This window comes from Flavobacterium araucananum, from assembly GCF_002222055.1.
GTDB lineage: Bacteria > Bacteroidota > Bacteroidia > Flavobacteriales > Flavobacteriaceae > Flavobacterium > Flavobacterium araucananum.
This window is the reverse complement of record NZ_MUGS01000034.1, coordinates 108252-127066: the sequence shown is the minus strand read 5'-3', so window position 1 is coordinate 127066 and position 18815 is coordinate 108252. Positions and strand designations below refer to the sequence as shown.

Here is an 18815-nt window from a genome sequence, read left to right as displayed (position 1 = left end):
GTTTTCATGGATCAACTAATCAGCTTTTTTGTTGCTGGAACAACTTTATTATTAGCGTTTTTAATCTTTGCCAATATCAATCCGGTAAGCGGTACCGTCAATAAATGGTTTGGCACTTTTATATTGTGTATTTTTCTTCTGGAGTTTAATGACCTGCTCGAAAAAACGGAGATTTTAAAAACAAGAATGCCCCTAAATGATTTTCTGGGTTTAACGGATTTTATAGTCGCTCCTGTTTTTTATTTTAGTGTAATTTATTTTATTGCTCCAAATAGAAAATGGCGAATAAAAGATAATTTTCATTTTGTATTTGCTTTTATAATCCTATTATTACTGCTACTTTCGCTGCTGATCGATGTAAAACCCCCAACGACAGAAGCCGATAAAAAAAGTGCTGCTGTAATTGTTACTGGTTTTAATTTTGTTTTTTGTATTCAGGTTGTCTCCTATGGTATTTTGGCTTACCAAAAAATCGCTGCGTATCAAAAGAGCTTATTTTTATATACTTCAAATGTATCTGCAATAAACTTCAAATGGTTACAAAATGTAGTCGTTTGCGTCTTGATACTTACGGGAATTTGGTTGCTTGATATTGTTTTTAAATTAGCCAAAACCAATGTTGTATTCGACAATTTTGCAAGTCTGATTTATCTTGTTGGTATTTTTTTTATTGCCTATTCCTCTTTAAAACAAAAAGAAATTATTCTGCTTAATCCGGAAGAAAAAAAAGAAATTGAAGTTCTTGTAACCGAAACTTCAAATTTAGGCAGCAACCAGAAAAAACTACTTTCTGATGCTGAACTAATAGAAATGAAAACCCTCTTGCTTGCTGTAATGAATGATAAAAAACCTTTTTTGGATCCTGAATTAAGTTTGTTCAAACTGGCTTCTCAATTCAATATTTCATCACATTTACTTTCGTATATTATCAACAAAGGTTGCGACGAAAATTTCTATCAGTTTGTTAACCGGTACCGAATCGAAGAGGCAAAAAAAATGATTCACGATCCTAAAAAAGAACATTTGAGTTTAATGGGAATTGCTTTTGAAGTTGGTTTCAATTCAAAAACGGTTTTTAATACCACCTTTAAAAAAATGACGGATCAAACTCCGTCTGAATTCAAAAAAACGATTCTCAAATCGGTGTAGCTTCTTTTGCAACATTTAGTTTTTTTACGACTAGTAAAATCATAGCGTATTGCTGTTTACAAATAGGTTCTGATTCATAAATCAGAACTTCGGGATCTTAAATAATCCTAATATTTGTACCGAATTTATTGGATGAAAAACTAAAATACAAAAAATGATTTTAAAAAAAACAGCTTTAAAGATAAAGCTAAACCAACTCCTTATAAACAGATTACTGTGTGTCTTTATGGTGTCAATATGTAGTGTTTGCTCTGTTTCCTGCTCAAACGATGAAAAAAACAGTAATCCGGAATATCCGGGAACTCCGGTAGATTTAGGCACTCATAAACTAATGGCATATACGGTGTCTAAAAATTCAAAATATTTGGTTGTTTTTGAGTCCGGTCATGGCGACGATCATACGTCGTGGTACAGTACCGGAAAATTAACTGAAATTGTATCAATAGCTAATTTTTTAGATTCGGATGTTTTATTATATGACAGGGCCGGTTACGGAAAATCAGAAATTGGTCCCGCGCCCAGAAATATCAGTACCTTAAGCCATGAGCTCGAAACTGTTATCAATACCTTTGCCCAGGGTCGAAAAGTAGTGCTTGCAGGACATTCGCTAGGCGGCATGATTATCAGGGATTATGCTATAAAAAATCCTGAAAAAGTTGCCGGATTACTATTTGTCGATGCTTCGCATGAAAAGTACAATCATCTTTCGCAGGATCAGATAAACGATTTCTACAATCAGTACAAAACTACTTATGGTGCAAACTCAGGCATCGCACAGGAAACCCTGCAATTAAGAGACGATTTTACCTATATGGCAGGATTACCAAATTTGCCTGATGTTCCGGTTATTGCCCTGACAAGTATGAAAATTGATGCTCAGCATGATGCAGCCGACAGGCAACTGTGGTACGACTCGAAGGAATCCCTTAAGGCTGGCGTAACTGATTTTACGCATATTACAACCGTAAAATCCGGACATTATATACAACTTGAGGAACCTGAACTTGTTTTAGAAAATATCAGGTTATTGTTGTCAAAACTTCCTTAAAACTCCCTAAAAAAACAGTAACTGCTATTAGTTTATATATAGTTTTCATAGTATAAATTTTGTATTAAACTCATGGGCTTAAAAACCCGTTTTGCATGTTAATTGTGCTCCTTTTATAACCCTTAAACCCGATTTGAAAGAAATGCTTCCGCCAGAATTAAGAATCGTATTTATTGAGGCTTCTATATCGATTCCTTCGACAATTATAGTCTTAGATGCTCTATAGACTGTATTGGTACTTAAATTATCCAAATTGATAGTAGTCGTTTCTGCCGCAACCGTAACGGGTGTTATGCTTAGCACATGGGTAGCTGTTGCGGTATAAAGGGTCCCGTCTGGCGCAAGAGCTAATTTTTTTCTGGGGTTTCCTACTGCATCAGTATTGATATCGACTACAAAAGAATTAGCAAAATAATCCGGATCAGCACTATTGTTCCTTATCCCTGTTACTTTTTTTTGTGTCTGGTTGTACGTATCTATGGCATAAATATTCGACGAGGCATCTGTAATCAAAATTGAGGCATTGTCTAAAGTCGCTGATCCATCAAATACAATTGCTGCATTTTGCAAAGCATCATACTTTGCTATCTTATTGTTATAAACAAAATAAACATTTGAGCTTGAATCTATTACAGGTTGCGAAATGCCTTTGTCAGCAGCTATATTTTGCGTTTTGATTTCTTTTTTATCATTAATATCAAAAACAAAAAGTTTATTACCACTATCAAAACCATTAAGGACAAAAACCCTCGAATTATCCTGAACAACCGGAGCAGGAATGTAATAGTTATGATCATTGGCATAACTTCCCAAACGATAGTCAGATGCTGCAATTAAGCTTCCGTCCAGATTATCCAGGACTATAAGTTGGCTCCTTTCATTCTTTTGGTCTACATTGATAAAAAACGCCTTACTTTCGTCTGTACTGAGCGAGACAGGACCATTTATCTCATTTTCCTTTTGTTCATATTTCCATCTTATTTTAAGTTGCGGAAAAGCCGAAACCGCAAAGATCCCTTTATCTGATGGTATATATAATGTTCCGTCATATCCCAAAGTAACCGTATTATTTACTTTGCCTATTTGTCGATTTGATAGTTCAGAAAGAGATTTGCTAAACAAAACAGTTCCTTTATTATTCATGTCCAGCAACGTTAGTTTGTTGTCTGTAGAGATATAATACAACCTGCCCTGCTCATCGATTAGCGGACTGCATTTGGGAGCTGCATCTACTCCTGCACTCCATAAAACAGCGCCTTTTGCGTTGAGCTGCCTGACATAGAAAACAGTTGAAGATCCGGTTGTTGCCTGCGTAAAAATAACGGGCTGGTTTTTATAAATCAAAATACCTGCTTCCTGAATATATTCGTTCCGGGTATTTGGCAGTTTTCTAACTTGTGCAGTCGTGGTGTAGCTTTTAGATTGCCAGCCCAGAAAACTATTGTGCTGAGAATTTGCAAATGGCTGTGCCCAGTCTGTTCGAAAAGGATAAGGATCTATTGTGTAGGTTACAAGCAGTTTTGGTTTTCTCAGGAAATTAAGAGATGCTTCTGCTGTTGCAGAGGAGAAAAATTTTGTGCCCTGCCTCTTTTCAGGAGATCGCGCTGCAAGCGAAAGAATACCATCCGGCAAAAAAAAAGGAAAAAATTTAGACGAATCCGGAATTTTGAGTTTCATCGCTATAAATTCTGAATTCTTTATTACCTCTGCAACTCCAATAGGACCTTCTTTATTATTTTTGATTTTGGCCCAATCCAGATTTGCATCATTTAGATTGGTTTCGTTTCCTGTCCAGTTATTATGGCCTTTTAAGACCGTTACTGTTTGTACTGAATGTTCAGATACAACACTATTGGGTATGACATACAATTTTAAATGAAGTAAGCCAGCCTGTGCATGGACAGGCAAATAATTAAAATTAAATTTAAAAAATGATTTTGCCGTTTCATTCCCTGTTTTATCTGCTGCTATTCGAAGATTTTGATCGCTTTCTACAGGGATACCTTTATCAATTTCCGGTAGTAAAACAGTATATTTTTCCTGTGAAAACAGCAGCTGTGAAGGTAATATTAGCAACAGAAAATAAACCGCAAACTGCAAACATTTTCTTTTTAGTATTTTGCTCATAACGTATTGTTTTTAGGTTTCGAAACTAGGTAAAAATTAAGGTTTCGCCGTTTGAAACGGGTATCCAATAAAATAAATTAGAATAGGTTATTCCTGCAGCTCCCTCATTGGTCAAGACGATATACCACATAGATCCTTTGAAAAAACCGGTAATTATTTTTGAATTTTTTGAGGTTGCAAAACTTCCTGCACCGGAAGCCTCATCAAGTACTACATTTATATATTGCCCATTGTTAATTGTTAAATTATAAAAATATTTTCTTTTTACAGTTTCGCCGTTTTCCTCTCTCTCATATCCTCCCAACAAAACAAAACCTGTACTGTCTATAATGTCTTTACCTAAAAAAAACAGTGCCGAAGACAAATAAGAAGAACCGTTAATCTTAAAATCTTTAAATGCCTCCCAACTCTTTTTATCCCATTTCCAGATATCCGGAGTTTCACTGCCTCCCATTTCAGAAAAACCTCCTCCAATCAACAGGGCCCTCTTAGAGCCGTCATTATTGAGCTCGACAGTAACACTTGCCATACCTCTTTTCTCCCAGGGCATTGTTGCCGGAATTTGCAGGTTTTGGCCTTTCGGCTTTGGGTTTACTGTACCATCGGGACTTAAATTCTCCCATACTTTACCATCTCCTGATACCCAAATATCATTAAGAGCTGCTCCCCATTCATCAATACCCCCTATGAGCCAGATCTTATCCTGATCGCCATGAGTAAAAAGAGTACAGGAATGCCCCATACGCGACGACCAAGGCATATTATTTATAATAGAGATCCTATCGCCAGATTCTGCATCCAAATCGATTATAACAACCAATTTATTGTATTTTGTAGCGTTTACATAACTGCCCCCTATAAAAAGTAAGCGCCCATAAAACTCTCCCGGACTTTTGAGGTGCACAAACGGAGATCCTGCAAAAGGTTTTAATTGCTCCTTTTCAGTTTCTGATAACTTAATCTTCGACCAATTGTTAGACGAGCTATCGTTTGTATACGTATACCTAATGTGGTCTAACCTGCCTATATTGTCTTCTTTTTTAAGTACGAGACTAAAAAGGCAGGAAGAATCCTGACTCACACAAAAATTACTAATTGTATAACTCACATCATTATCTGACGGAGCCGAAATAGGATACATTTTTGATTCATCCAGAACTCTTATCGGTATTGTTTTAGTAACAGAGACATCTCCTTGCTGTACTTCGAGTGTATACGAATGGTCGCCATTCGAAATCTTTCCAAGAGGGTATTCATCCTCTACCAACCCTGTTCCCCTCTCTATTTCCCGGATTCCTTCTCGTAGAATAAATTGCTTCCCTTTTATTTTCCAGGATAAGGTAGCAGGCTCACTATGTTGCAAAACCATTTGGTTTGAACTAAATTTTAGGATCTCCGGTTTTACTTTCTCTGCATAAACCGTAAAATTAATTCGAACTAAAGGTAAAGGTGTTCCTTCGTCATTTTTATTTTTGAACGAAATAGCAAGATTTGTAGAATCTCCCGCAATACTACAGTTTACTTTATTTATTTCCAGAATTAGATAAGCAAATTCATTGGTGTTTTGAGAAAGCTTAAAAGACCTTTTTCCTTTATTACTCGCATTATAGATCAATTCACCAATTGATACTGGAGAATTTTTTGTTGTTGCGTTTTTTAATTCCCCGGATAATTTACATTTCACATATTTCAGGTCATTATTTGCTATGATATTCTCTAAATTCTCTATAGTAAAATAGTCTGTTGGCAAAATAGAATCTAAGTGAACTTTTGAAATCACTATTTTCAGTTTTAACGGATCTCCATCAAGAACTGAATTACTGCTGCCTGTTGTTACATAATTCATATCCTTATTTTTTAAATTATATAATTAATTATTTATTTGTTTTCAAATTATTCAACCGTAACCAGCCCTCATATACCTGCTGTTTTTTGAACCCTGAAATTTGCTTCGTTTTGCCTTCTGCTACAGCTGCATCGCTTTGCCATGTGGTAACATCAGACTTATGTGTCCATTTCCAGTCTGCGTTTATACCGCTGGGTATCGGAATCCCGGGATCTACTTTGTCTGCTATAAAAGGAGCCACCATAAAGCTGATATTAAGTCCGGAAAGTAGCCTGGAGGAGTTATGCTGAAATAATTCTACAAACTTTGTAGGCAATATGGCGGTTGACAAATGAACTCCTGCCGAAGGATCGACTAATAAAGTTACTTTTAAGGGGTCTTGGTTAAGGGCAATTTTTAGCGAATTATTACTTTTAAAGAAAGGCTCGCTTTTACTTAAATAAAAATCCGGTGCATTGGTCGTGGTATAAAAAGAATCTGTTTGCGCATCTGTAAAATACCCCAGTAATCCATCTTTTTCTAGTGTATAATTCCCCAGACTAAGCGGGAACTTCACCGTCTCAATATTTCCCGTATCTTCTTTTCCTGACAGATCCCAACGCTGATTATAATACGGCAATCCCAGTGTTTCTAATTTTAAAGCACATCGTACAAGCGCGATAGGCTGACCGCACAATAATGCTGCCGTATTATTTTGCAAGGCATTGCCTCCGGTTATGTTTAAGTTTATCTTATACGCCAGATCCATAATACCCGCTGCAATAGCACCTGTATCGATAGTATCGAGCAACCGTTGCAATTGTGGTTTATCTGTAAGTTGCGGTATGGCGTTCCTGCCCGGAAAAGGATTTTTGACCAGTTTATTTTTTTGACTAAGATCAGCAACAATCTGAAGCACTACAACTTCATTGCCTTCACCGTCATAAACCAGAATACTGTTGTCCAGATAATTGGGTACCAGCCATCCTAAAACAGGATTGTCCAGTATTCCTGCATCCTGATAGATAACCTCATCGGCAGAATTTAACCAATTAAACTGCAACCTCGAAGGCTGTATTATTCTTGGCGGAAGCGGAATTGTATCCGGATCAACTTTTTCGTCTCCCAACAGCGTAACAGAACAGGTTACTTTAGGGTTTGCTTCACCATTGTCGATGATAACTTTTTTGGACTGACCAAAAATATCTACAATCGAAATGCTTTTTATCTGGAGTAAACCTGACCTTAATGGGTTAAATATATTGTTATCTTTTCCGTCTACATCTCCCGGATTACTCCCCAACTGATAGCCATTTTCGCCAATCTTATTTAGTTCATCGACATCTAACAAAAAATCACTATCAAAACCACCCTCTTTATTACTATTGTATTTAAAAGGCGGTAATTGAATTTCCGGTCTTTGCATCAGTAAATTTTTATGCAAACCACTCAGCGATTGGGCTATTAAATTAAGATCTCCGTACTTTTTGGTAATACTATCGGGAACCATTCGTTTAAGGTTGGCTGCAACCGAATTTGAAAACGGACTTATTCCCTCGATCACAATACTTTGTGCTGTAGCTTTTGCAGCTTGATTCTTGAAATACAAACCGTCTTCTAATTTCCATCTTTTGGTATTCTCCAAAAGATCCAGGTCTTTTATATTCTGCTCATGTGGTGTATAGGCCACCTTCCAAGTCATAAATAGCGGCGTCCAGGCCTGGCTCCATCTGGTCAGGGCAAAACTTTCGTATGGTCTTGTATCGCCTGTATAGTTGGGCTTTTCCTGGGTTTGGATCACTTTTTTAGAAAAAGATATGATACTATCGCTTTTCTTATCTTTTCCTTCTCCTAAATATGCTCTCTTATAAGCCATCAAAGCAATATCTAATGCCAAAGACGAATCAAGAAGCAATGTTTCATATATAAGTGCCTTCAGGGTATCAAAAGGTATTTTGTCATGGACAGCTTTAGTTATTTTAGGAACACTAAAGTCTGAAGGTAAGATCGCTACAGGAATAAAAGTAGTATTGTAAGGCACCTCGAGATCAAGCCTGTTTAGTATCTGATTTTCTGTCCTGCACTTAATTTCTTTATTCGAAGTCTGAAAAACAGGTTTATTCAGATTACCAACACCAGAACCGCAAAACAACAAAACAAGATCATTAGGTTCCCAAAAACGATCTTCGAGCTTTTCCTTTAGTTCATAATCTCCATTGGTATCAGACAATTCCTTGTACAGTTTCAGGTTATTTTTATGCTTGTTGATTGCTGTAAGGCACAAATCCCTCTCTACTTTTGCCTCGACAATTTTGTCCAGTATTATTGTTCTCGAACCTTCGTAATCAAAACCTGCAACCGTATCATTATGTACCGTTTTATTGGCTTGTTTATACCATAGAAAATAATATTCCTGCTGAAGGCTCAAAATTTGCTGATCGATACTATTTTTAGCAATCTGTTCCTCATTCAGCTCTTTCAAATCTTTCAAAAGAGCCTTATTCTCCGGAAAATGAGGTCGATTGTCCTGTTTATCTTCCAGTTGTTTATCGCTGGCTTCTACTCTGGTAACCTCCCAAAACAAATCTCTGTTTTTGGGAGAAAATCCTCTTTTATGAATTTCTGTTTTTATCGATTCTAAACCGGGCTCCTTATCTCTGTCTTCCAAAAGCTGATATTGCAGCGCATTCAATAACTCTTCGACTCCCGATTTTTTGACATTATTGCTCTTTATAATCTGGGCACTTAAGGATTCTATAGCCGTATTTCCGGCATAAACCTGCACGTCTCCATCCGGCACACCATTCTTGAGCTCCAGATTCCAGTTGATACTCGTAACAGACGAATGCAGCAGGCAGGACTCCGGATATTCGCCATCAGTATATTTCCATTGCTGTTTGAACCAGTCTAAATCCCTGCTTTTATTAATTTGTTCTTTTGTAACCGCTTTGCCTTCAAAATTAAGCGGAGTAAGAGGATCCTGAGCAGGATCGCTATACCAGCCGTTTACAATATAAGTTACAGTACAATCAGAATCAATATCTTTCAGGTCATCATGAAAACCAAAAACATTCTTGCTGCTGGGATAAAATGAAGCAAAATAAGGATCCGCAGCTCCAACTCCTGTCAGGATAGGTTCTGTTATAGTATCTTCATATTGATTTGTATACTCAAAAGCTTTTCCTAAGTTTTTAAAAGTAAGCTTGTTCTCTTTTAAAACTACCCAATCAGGATATATCTCATTATTTATTAGCGTATTATTTTCATCACTTTTTATAATCCAGGTGCGCGATGGCATATTGGTAATCCCTTGGTCTGTCCGGATGCGAACCACCATCCATCGATTAGGAACATAAGGAAACACAGATTCTCCTTTTTCGTCTATAAACGAGTGTTTCAATGCCTTTGGCAAAGACCAGTGCAAGTGTATTCCTTTTTGTAGCACTACAGAATCATTACTATCCGGTTGCAGGAGATTGCCCAGGATACTTTGCTCATAATTTTGCCATCGAGGTTGCAAATTCATACAATCGGTTTTGTCATTGCTCAGCGCCAGAGCCTCCATAAACATGGGTACTAAAAGTTTAGACTTATTCATTTTTACTTTTATTTATCACAACATCAATAATCCTTTTTACAGGACTGTCTACCATCTGAAAAGCAAATTCTGCCGATGTAAAATATTCTCCCCTACTTTCTCCTTCCGTATTCATCCACTTTTTATTTTTCAGTTTTTCGTGCATTATACCTGCCAGCTTCGCAATATCTATGATATTATTTTCTATAAGCCCGTCATTTAATTCCTTGTTTACATCTGCCGTACCATCACTTATTTTCTGATTGGTTCCGTCTTCATTCTTTAAATTCTTGCTATACGTATTCTTATCCCTCTTGATCCCAAACTGAAGCCCTTCGTAAGGTTGTGTTATAATAATTTTGCTAATGTTACCGTTAAAAATACCCAGAAAAATATCTGCGTCAATTCGCTCAAAGCGCAATGCAGGAAGTAGTTTTTCCTGATCATCAAAAGCCTGAATCTCTATGCCTCTCCAACCCGAAATAAGATCTGATCGAAATAGAAATCCTGTGGTGTTAAGTTTTCTTTCTTCTTTTTCTTCGGTTGGGGTTTTCCCTTTTGCTTTAGTTGGACTTGTAGTAGTTTGTGGGGTATAATCCTCAATAAACTTCCCGCTTATTGCCAATTCCAGCAACGTATCATTTTTATTTACCCGCCCAATGCTCAATGCACCATCCAATAATGCTTCGATCCAATTGGGATCTACATAAAAAAAAGAAAGTGTCCCGGAGTATTCTTTGCTGCCTTTAGTGTGTTGTTTTTCTAAAAGATAATGGTGTGGCACGAGATACGAAAACGGGATACCGTTTAGTTTGTACAACGCTCCTAAAAAACGTTTTACTGCTGCCGGAATATCTGTCGACAGATCTGGTGTTTTTTGGGTAACAGTGCCAATTTTTACCTTATGCAAAGCTCCCAGATAACCTATTACTTTATCTTTTAGATCCGTTTTGCTGCTATCCTCCAGGATTGTACTCAGCACTTTATTTCTCAAATTAGAACTTTCAAGCTCATATTGTGCAATACGCCAATTGAGAATTGCTTTAGAAAATTCCTGATTTTGCAAAGCAAGCATTCTCCCTAACTGCCATGCGGCGGCAAAAGAAATATCAAAAAAACCAGTTTCTCTATCATATCGCAAGGCCGCATCTGCGGTAGAAAACGAAATACTTCGAGAGGTAGCAGGAAACATCTTTGGTACAAAAGGACCATGATACCAGGATATGGTTTTGGCTCCTGCACGGGTAAGATGTTCCAGTGGCGCATAACCAGAATCAAAATAAGGCAACAATTCTTTGGCTTCGTCCTTTCTGTCGATTTTCATACTTTTGGTTTCGACACCATTTACCAGTTCTAAAAAACCGGAAGTTCCCGACTCAATAAAATTCCAACTCGCCAGAACCACCAATCTGGCTTTACTGCCTTCCGGAATGGTTTTCAGGGCAACAGGATCTTTTAGATAATTTGTATATCCTTCCAGAGATACTACTATTGCCGTATGGTTTTTTCCTTTTGCAGGCAATCTGTTCCCTACTAAAACCGAAAAAAGACCTTTGCCTTCACTATTAATATCGTCGATTCCTTCTTTGTCCTTATGGGCAATACTTACTTCTTTTGCATGTGCTAAAAAGGAAAGACTTTTAACAGACGGAATATTTTTTTCGAATTGTTCTTTTGTCACATCAATTGTAAAACAGCCATCAGTAGGTTTTTCCCAACTCATTAATTTCAGTACGTCTTTTGTGGTTGTTCCGTAACTAAAAATCTCTGGCCGAATCACTCCATCTGCGACATTAGGCTGGAGAATACCGGCAATGGTATTTTTATTAATTTGAAGTTTTGTCATTTCATCTTCTGTAAAAAGAAGCAATGCCATCCAGGGAACGGGTGGTGAATCCTGCGGGTTACGTTTGCCTGCATCTGTTTCCTCCCTCTGAAACACCGGAATCTTACCGTCTAGTGTACGCTCCCACGGCAAAGTTCTTCTCGAAAAAATAATATGTGGCAATGCTTCTGAATAATTTCCTGATTTATTTGCAGGAGGAAATACAGAATAAATAGCACTGGCACCAAGACTAAATCTCGCAGCATCGACACCAAAATCAAATTTTTTGGTAATGACCTGAAGAGTTGTCTCCTTTTTTTCTAATTTATCTTTTATTTTGGTAATGTCCTGAAGAGTTGTCTTCCCTTTTTTTAATTTATCTTTTATCAACTGCTGGTTTACTGCTACAGTATAGCGACCCGCAGCCATTGCAGGCAAAAAGCATTGAATTATTTTAGTGTTCTCACTCATTTTAGTTGCTTGCTAAGAGTTACTGTACATCTGTACTATATTGTGGTATCATACCTATTGGGCATATTACAGGAATCCCCTTAAAATAGTGCCCTTCATTTGCCATGTTTTTACTAATTTCGATTTCGTCAATGTCCTCGAAACTCTCATCGAAGTCGGCTTTAAGTAACCTGAATATTTCGTCACGTTTGTTTTTTACCTTGTTATATGTTTTTTCGAGAGTACCCTTGATCCAAACTTTATTTTTTTCGTCATAATAACTTAAAACTTCAGTCGCATGATACGATTCTGCGGATTGTGCCAATTCAAAAAACCATTTAAAATCGATTAAATACTCGTCTGTTAATTTCGAGAAATCAAATGTCCTGATTTGCGAAAGATTTGGTAAAACAGGCGGTTGCAACAACAAGCCACTCAATACATTTGTAATTACTTTTGCTGTACCCGGATTTGTATTACTGCTTTTAGATTCGCTACCGCTCCATAAAGCTTCGGCAACACCTTTTGCCAGACCCGTTACTGACATTTTTATCTGGGAACCATTGAGTAAAACATCAACATTCATTTCAAATGAGACACTGCCTGTAGTAAAACCGCAAGGTCTGATACCTATATTTTTTTCTCTGCTGTTGTAAGTTATATTACCCGTTTCTGATTTTAGTAAAGTCGTACCGTCAATTTCTTTTTTGTTAATCGTTAATAGCGTTACCGGAATAAAAGAATCTATTGTAATGGCCAGTTGACAGGGGTTTATTACCGGAAACTTGTCTTTTCCTTCTTCTTTTACCTCAATCAGTCCGTTGCTAATGGTTATATTCGTTGGTTCAGGATCTGAAACCGGATTGGCTTTTGCTTGTGCCGAAATTCCTTTAACGGGACTGGCATTCTCCTTTTTCTGAGGAACAAAGCCCAACGAAAACTCTTTCCAGCTGAGTTTTGCCGGAGTTTTGCCGGAGTGATCTCCAAACGGAATCGTAAACGAGAATATCGCCCAGTCTACATAAGCTTCTCCTGCAAATGGAGGTCCCCAAATGTGCAGTTGTGCTCCCATTTCGAGACTAAAATGAATGCGGATAAACAGAATTTTGATTGTTGCTTCGATTTTAACACAAATTCCAAGATCGATATAATATTGATAAGGAGCCCACGAAATAAGCATATCTGCCCAGATCAGGATCGATGCTTTTATGATCGAACTCGTAAAAAGTACTTCCCACTTTCCTCCCGCCATAATTGCAGATGACGTCAGGGCATAATACATCTCTCCCCGTATAGACAATGAATTGCTTACTTTCCAGTTTAATGCCAATCGGGGCACCGATGGATAATGGGCGGGTTTTATAAATTTAGGATGATAACCGCCAAGGGTAATTACAAAATCGCCCTCATGCGGACCTTTTACCCAGGAATAAAAAGCAAAGCCACCGGATAACTTACAATCTTTTGAAAGAATATAAGAATTGGGCGTAATCACTGCTTCGACAGAGATAACGTCACTGCCCGGGCCAAAATGCGCCAGAACTGCCAATTCTATATATACAATGGGCTCAGGAGCCAGTGATTTCTCCGGCCAGCTTAATCGAGAAAGTCCCAGAATCGCAAATTCAAGCTGTGTACCAAAATTAACGGTGAGCAAAACAAACGATTCGATAAGTTTAAACGACGTAAATTTGATCCCTACAGCAAACCAATAATCCCCAATCGAGATTTCTATAGGTGTTTTTTTGTTGCGCATTGGGACTTCTAGCGAATTCAAAATAGAAATTAATCCGCTATTTTTTTCCGGTTTCATGGCTAATGCTACCAGCGGAAAAAGAGCAACCTCATCAATAGAAGGTACATTTACTTTGCGATTATACCCAAAACCTGCTGCAATACCGGTTACAAAAAAGAAAGCCGGACCGCCTATTGGCCCATCAAATACGCCATAAATAAACAAAGAAGCCTCGCCCTTTACATCTGCATAAGACCCAATAGCCGAAATCGTAAAACGGCTTATTTTTATAATTGCACCTCCACTATAAACATCAATCATTTTACCATCAGACAGTGCTTTACTATGCAGGAATGCTCCGGAAATCTCGATTGGTGGTGCTTTGTACGACAAGCCAATTCCTTCCAGATAAAAATCAGGCATATCTGGTTTCCATTTAAGCTTAAACCCAAGACCAAACCCCATAAGCTGGAGCCCCATGCCTGCCATTTCTATAGCGGCATCGAGCAGTAAAACAACCTTACTGTCTTCATAAACAAAACCCAGTCGCTGAAGACTTACAGGACCAATTTTTTTATCTAATTTTTTCCACTTTGCCTTTGCCAGGATACCGCCGCCCATAGGAGCAACTTCGACAGCACTTCCTTTTTCTGTTTCTTTCTCTTTTTTTGTTGTGTCTTTAAGTTGGGGACCTTTATTATCATTTAAAACATAATATTCATTGACACCATTAACTTGCAGTTGCGTCGAAATATTAAGTCCCTGTTCAATATCGACAGAAGGCAAACCAATAAAATTCTTAAATTCGGTTTTAGAAAAAGAGCCGTTGGCATAAATCGCCAGAACTTCCTTAAAAGCAAAAGCATTATCCTGAGATATAATAGGCCCGGCCATAGGCAGTTTTTTTAAATCAATATCAAATCCGGCACCCATACCAAAGAAAAGTACTGATTTGTTAGCTTCTTTTTTGTACAATAAAAAAGCTTTAAATTCTTTGAGTGTAAAAGAAAGATCCGGCATCTGGGCAACCGTTTCCTTCTCAAAGAATTTTTCGGCAATTTTTCTTAAATCAATGGTGGTTTCTCCAGAATTTAAATACCTCGCATATAAATAAGGAACACTATTGATTTTAGAAAATTCCAGACCAAAAGAATGCTCGCCAGTCCGGAGAATTCCTCCAAAAGAAAAGGAAACGTCCTCATTTGTTTTTTTATAATTAATGGCAATTTTTGCCTCAAGCTCCTTTTTATTAATCGTAATTTTGCAATCAAATTCTATAATAAATTCAGAAGCCTTTATACCTCCCGTACCATACGTTACGGAGAAACGACTGAAAGCAACACTATCCAGAAATTCAGGAATTGCTGTTTCCTTGGTTGTACACGACTTAATAAGATCCTTGATCGTAATGCCATCGTCGTTTGCAGCTTGCAGGGAAGCATACAAATAACGTTCTTTTATATCTTCTTTTGTAATTCTGGATCTGTAACCAATGGCAATATCTACAGCAATTGCAGCCTGAGGATTGCCCAGATCAAATTGGGTTTCGCCTGTAATTTCTACTAAAAAAGGTTTTTGGTCTGACATAACAAAGGATACTTATAAAAAAAGTCTACAATAAACAGTATGTTGCCTTGTTTAAGCAATAACAACACACTGTTTGCGGTTATTAGTATAGTTAATAGATCTGATTACTTTATGTATTAAGCGCTTAGTTCATCAGCGGTTGGCACAACTTTTAATTTTTTCTCTTCTTTAAAAGTTACCGGAGTATTCGTAACTCTAAAACCTACTTTTGTAATCGTAAAGGCACCAAACTTTATTTCATTGTCCTCTTTTGACTGTACATTAATATCAAAAGTCTTTTGGGTAATATTGTAATAGAATTTTTTAAACACAATTTCAAAATTCTTAGGCTGTTTGGCAGCATCTACATTATCTTTTTCAGGAAATTTGACCACTTCAGTATCTCCTGATTTATCCTTAATCCAGTCTACCAGATCATTCAGTTTAATGCTGGATTCCGTAGCTCCGTCTTCAGTATCACTAAAATTAATTATCGTGTCAGCCTTTGGATTTTTAGCAGATCGTATGTTCCCCACTCTCACACTTAGAGAAACAGCATCCGGCTTATCTTTTGGACCTATTGATAATTGTCCGTTTACATCAAAACTATATTTAGAAACACTTTCCAGGCCGCTAATTGTTGCTTCTTTACCCTTTTTTTCTAATGTACCTCCAACTGCACGAATCACTTCTTTTCCATCTTCTTCCCAGATCACTCCAATATTATCCTGAGGGTCCCAGGCTTCAGTAACTGCAAGAGCTATAGAAATTGTTTCCGAATATTCTGTTTGGTGACTAAACTTGCTGATGTCAACAGACTTTAATTCTGCTTTTAAAGACAGATTTTCAATTTTTTTAATGTTTAATGCCATGATTTCAATTTTTTTAGTTAATAATTTTAAGGGGACATAAGTCCGGTTATGCTAAAAAAACAATTGACTATAATCGTTTTATCAAATGAATTTATCAAGTCAGAAAATTAGAATAGTACTGACTTTAAGGCATTCTGTCTAACCGGAATATGGGTCGAAAAGTATAAAGAAAAAACAACCATAATATGAGTATAAATACCTGTTTATGGGGTTCGTTTTTAATGCTAAAAAGGGGTTTCGAATATAAAAAGATTTGTCTGGTAGAGAATAAAGATGGTTTTCAGGTACAAATAAGACTTCAAATGTTCCTTTTTCAAAAAAGAACAACCTTATAATGCTTTTACTTTTATTAAATACAGTAAAATCACAGAACAGAATTAATAAATTTACTAAATATCGTAAATTTAAAAACTACTCAAAAACACTTAAATCATTACTTATCAATATATTAAGTATCTTGGTGTATTAATTGTTTATTCTTTGGCACAATGAATTTATTTAATCCATAACAAACAATTAATATGAATAATAAGCAAACAAAATACAAAACTATTTTTTTCTTAATCTAGGTTAACCAATCAATTTTCAGGTCTGCAGTAAGTTTGTAAAAGAAATAAACAACAGATCAACAATCCAATTAAAGAAGTAATAAGCATAACAATTTTAACATTTATCTCAAAAATTTAATAATCTAAAAACCATAACAAAATGAGCACAATTAAAGTACAAGACGGAACAGAAATTTTTTACAAAGATTGGGGAACAGGACAACCTATCGTTTTTCATCACGGATGGCCGTTGTCAAGTGATGACTGGGATGCACAAATGATGTTTTTCCTTAAACAAGGATACAGAGTTATTGCTCATGATCGCCGCGGACACGGTCGCTCTGGTCAAAGTGCGCAAGGAAATAACATGGAAACTTATGCTGCAGACGTAGCAGAGTTGACAGCTGCGCTGGATCTAAAAGATGCCATACACGTAGGGCACTCAACCGGAGGTGGCGAAGTAATACGTTATGCAGCAAAATATGGAAAAGGACGTATTGCAAAAGCAATCATTATTAGTGCCGTAACGCCTATTATGATCCAAAACGAATCAAATCCTGAAGGTGTGCCACTCGCTATTTTTGATGAAATCAGACAAGGTACAGGATTCAACAGAGCACAATATTTTTATGATTTCCCAATACCGTTTTACGGATGGAACCGCGAAGGAAAAGTAGTTCAGGAAGGTATCAAACACAATTGGTGGCGTCAGGGAATGATGGGATCTGTTTTGGCTCATTATGACGGAATAAAAGCTTTCTCTGAATCCGATTTTACAGAAGATCTTAAAAGTTTAGATATTCCAGTTCTCGTATTACATGGCGAAGACGATCAGATCGTTCCTTTTAATCAGGCACCAAGAGCTGCTAAACTATTAAAAAACGGAAAATTGATTTCTTACCCGGGATTTCCTCATGGTATGCCAACGACAGAAGCAGAAACTATCAACAAAGATATTCTTGATTTTATCAAAGCATAAGCAGGCATTCTTTCCAATTAATCAAAACTGCCTGCAACAGTTCACTTTTACAGGCAGTTTAACCCAGACAAATTATGAAATCCTCTCAACAACCCTCATTCGATACCGTTACCGAGGCTTTGCAATGGTTGACACAGCAAGGTTTTACAGAAAACTTTAATCTTGACGAAAACTGTATTCGATACAATAACAACACACAAACCATGGCACCGGAAGAATTTAAAATCGAATATCTGTTTCGTTTTGAAGGCGATACAGATCCCGGAGATGAAGACATTGTTTACGGAATTGTATCTGATGTTTATGCTATAAAAGGCGTTTTGACAAGCGCATTTGGTATCTACGCCGATTCGATCTCAACAGAAATGATCCGCAAACTTTCGACACATTCATAATAAACCTAACATTAAACAAATATTCTATGAAACCATCAGTAAACTTATTATCTCCGGATAATCACGCCTTAGTATTAATTGATTTTGAAGGACAAATGGCATTTGCTACCACAAGCATTCCGCTAAGCGAATTGCGTAATAATGTGGCCATCATTAGTGGTGCATCAAAAATCTTTAATGTACCTACAATCGTTACAACCGTTGCCGAAGAAAGCTTTTCTGGTCCTGTATTTCCGGAAGTTGAAGAATTTTACCCAATGGCAACTTCAGGATATATCGATCGTACAACAATGAATACCTGGGAAGACGAAAAAGCGTATAAAGCTATTACAGGTACAAAAAAACAAAAAATAGTTCTTGCAGGATTATGGACAGGTGTTTGCATCGTAGGTCCTGCATTATCTGCCATAGACGAAGGTTATGAAGTATATGTTATTACAGATGCCTGTGGCGATGTAAGCAAAGAAGCACATGAACGTGCCATACAAAGAATGATACAAGCAGGTGCACAACCTATAACTTCTATCCAGTATTTACTAGAACTACAAAGAGACTGGGCACGCGAAGAAACGTATGTTCCGGTAACTAACCTGATGAAAAAACACGGTGGCTCTTATGGTTTAGGCATTCATTATGCACATAATATGTTGAAACACTAATTGATTTCAACCTGAAACTTGAAACCTAACACAAAATAAACACAAACCTCTTACGCTTCA

The 18815-nt window shown here is 37.0% G+C and carries 11 protein-coding genes; 5 read left to right on the top strand and 6 right to left on the bottom strand.

The genetic code is table 11. The annotated features are described in order from the left end of the window. Window positions 1–6 precede the first annotated feature (6 nt). Together B0A64_RS16155 and B0A64_RS16150 are read left to right on the top strand one after the other, a co-directional pair. Entirely contained in the window at window positions 7–1149 is a 1143-nt protein-coding gene (locus tag B0A64_RS16155) for a helix-turn-helix domain-containing protein (protein WP_089480534.1), read from the top strand. A gap of 154 nt (window positions 1150–1303) precedes the next feature. Then, on the top strand, window positions 1304–2197 hold the full coding sequence (locus tag B0A64_RS16150; RefSeq protein ID WP_089480533.1) for an alpha/beta fold hydrolase: 894 nt from the start codon (window positions 1304–1306) through the stop codon (window positions 2195–2197). 78 nt (window positions 2198–2275) lie between these two features. Here the strand turns inward: B0A64_RS16150 and B0A64_RS16145 are convergent, their stop codons facing one another. From B0A64_RS16145 to B0A64_RS16120, 6 genes are all read right to left on the bottom strand, one after another. Continuing rightward, the gene (locus B0A64_RS16145) at window positions 2276–4324 is read right to left on the bottom strand and encodes a PQQ-binding-like beta-propeller repeat protein (RefSeq protein ID WP_089480532.1); all 2049 of its coding nucleotides are present in this window, start codon (window positions 4322–4324) and stop codon (window positions 2276–2278) included. 25 nt (window positions 4325–4349) lie between these two features. Then, the gene (locus tag B0A64_RS16140) at window positions 4350–6170 is read right to left on the bottom strand and encodes a Kelch repeat-containing protein (protein ID WP_089480531.1); all 1821 of its coding nucleotides are present in this window, start codon (window positions 6168–6170) and stop codon (window positions 4350–4352) included. 28 nt (window positions 6171–6198) lie between these two features. Next, window positions 6199–9747, bottom strand: a complete 3549-nt coding sequence (locus B0A64_RS16135) for a hypothetical protein (protein WP_089480530.1) — start codon at window positions 9745–9747, stop codon at window positions 6199–6201. Then, complete coding sequence (locus B0A64_RS16130; protein ID WP_123875928.1) at window positions 9740–12022, bottom strand: hypothetical protein; 2283 nt, start codon at window positions 12020–12022, stop codon at window positions 9740–9742. The genes B0A64_RS16135 and B0A64_RS16130 overlap by 8 nt, the downstream gene beginning before the upstream one ends. Before the next feature lie 19 nt (window positions 12023–12041). Beyond that, a complete protein-coding gene (locus B0A64_RS16125) occupies window positions 12042–15323 on the bottom strand; it encodes a DUF6603 domain-containing protein (protein ID WP_089480528.1) in 3282 nt (1093 codons plus the stop codon). Window positions 15324–15439: 116 nt separating this feature from the next. Next, entirely contained in the window at window positions 15440–16174 is a 735-nt protein-coding gene (locus B0A64_RS16120) for a hypothetical protein (RefSeq protein WP_089480527.1), read from the bottom strand. A 708-nt stretch (window positions 16175–16882) separates the two neighbouring features. Here B0A64_RS16120 and B0A64_RS16115 point away from each other — a divergent pair. From B0A64_RS16115 to B0A64_RS16105, 3 genes are all read left to right on the top strand, one after another. Further along, a complete protein-coding gene (locus tag B0A64_RS16115; protein ID WP_089480526.1) occupies window positions 16883–17701 on the top strand; it encodes an alpha/beta fold hydrolase in 819 nt (272 codons plus the stop codon). Between the two features lie 74 nt (window positions 17702–17775). Beyond that, a complete protein-coding gene (locus tag B0A64_RS16110) occupies window positions 17776–18096 on the top strand; it encodes a phosphoribosylpyrophosphate synthetase (protein ID WP_089480525.1) in 321 nt (106 codons plus the stop codon). Window positions 18097–18122: 26 nt separating this feature from the next. Then, entirely contained in the window at window positions 18123–18755 is a 633-nt protein-coding gene (locus tag B0A64_RS16105) for a hydrolase (RefSeq protein ID WP_089480524.1), read from the top strand. The last annotated feature ends 60 nt before the right edge of the window (window positions 18756–18815 follow it).

Bases quoted from the DNA above. Each gene is read 5' to 3' on its own strand.
- B0A64_RS16125 (WP_089480528.1), bottom strand. From the start codon at position 15,323: ATGTCAGACCAAAAACCTTTTTTAGTAGAAATTACAGGCGAAACCCAA.
- B0A64_RS16115 (WP_089480526.1), top strand. From the start codon at position 16,883: ATGAGCACAATTAAAGTACAAGACGGAACAGAAATTTTTTACAAAGAT.
- B0A64_RS16120 (WP_089480527.1), bottom strand. From the start codon at position 16,174: ATGGCATTAAACATTAAAAAAATTGAAAATCTGTCTTTAAAAGCAGAA.
- B0A64_RS16150 (WP_089480533.1), top strand. From the start codon at position 1,304: ATGATTTTAAAAAAAACAGCTTTAAAGATAAAGCTAAACCAACTCCTT.
- B0A64_RS16135 (WP_089480530.1), bottom strand. From the start codon at position 9,747: ATGAATAAGTCTAAACTTTTAGTACCCATGTTTATGGAGGCTCTGGCG.
- B0A64_RS16105 (WP_089480524.1), top strand. From the start codon at position 18,123: ATGAAACCATCAGTAAACTTATTATCTCCGGATAATCACGCCTTAGTA.
- B0A64_RS16110 (WP_089480525.1), top strand. From the start codon at position 17,776: ATGAAATCCTCTCAACAACCCTCATTCGATACCGTTACCGAGGCTTTG.
- B0A64_RS16145 (WP_089480532.1), bottom strand. From the start codon at position 4,324: ATGAGCAAAATACTAAAAAGAAAATGTTTGCAGTTTGCGGTTTATTTT.
- B0A64_RS16130 (WP_123875928.1), bottom strand. From the start codon at position 12,022: ATGAGTGAGAACACTAAAATAATTCAATGCTTTTTGCCTGCAATGGCT.
- B0A64_RS16140 (WP_089480531.1), bottom strand. From the start codon at position 6,170: ATGAATTATGTAACAACAGGCAGCAGTAATTCAGTTCTTGATGGAGAT.
- B0A64_RS16155 (WP_089480534.1), top strand. From the start codon at position 7: ATGGATCAACTAATCAGCTTTTTTGTTGCTGGAACAACTTTATTATTA.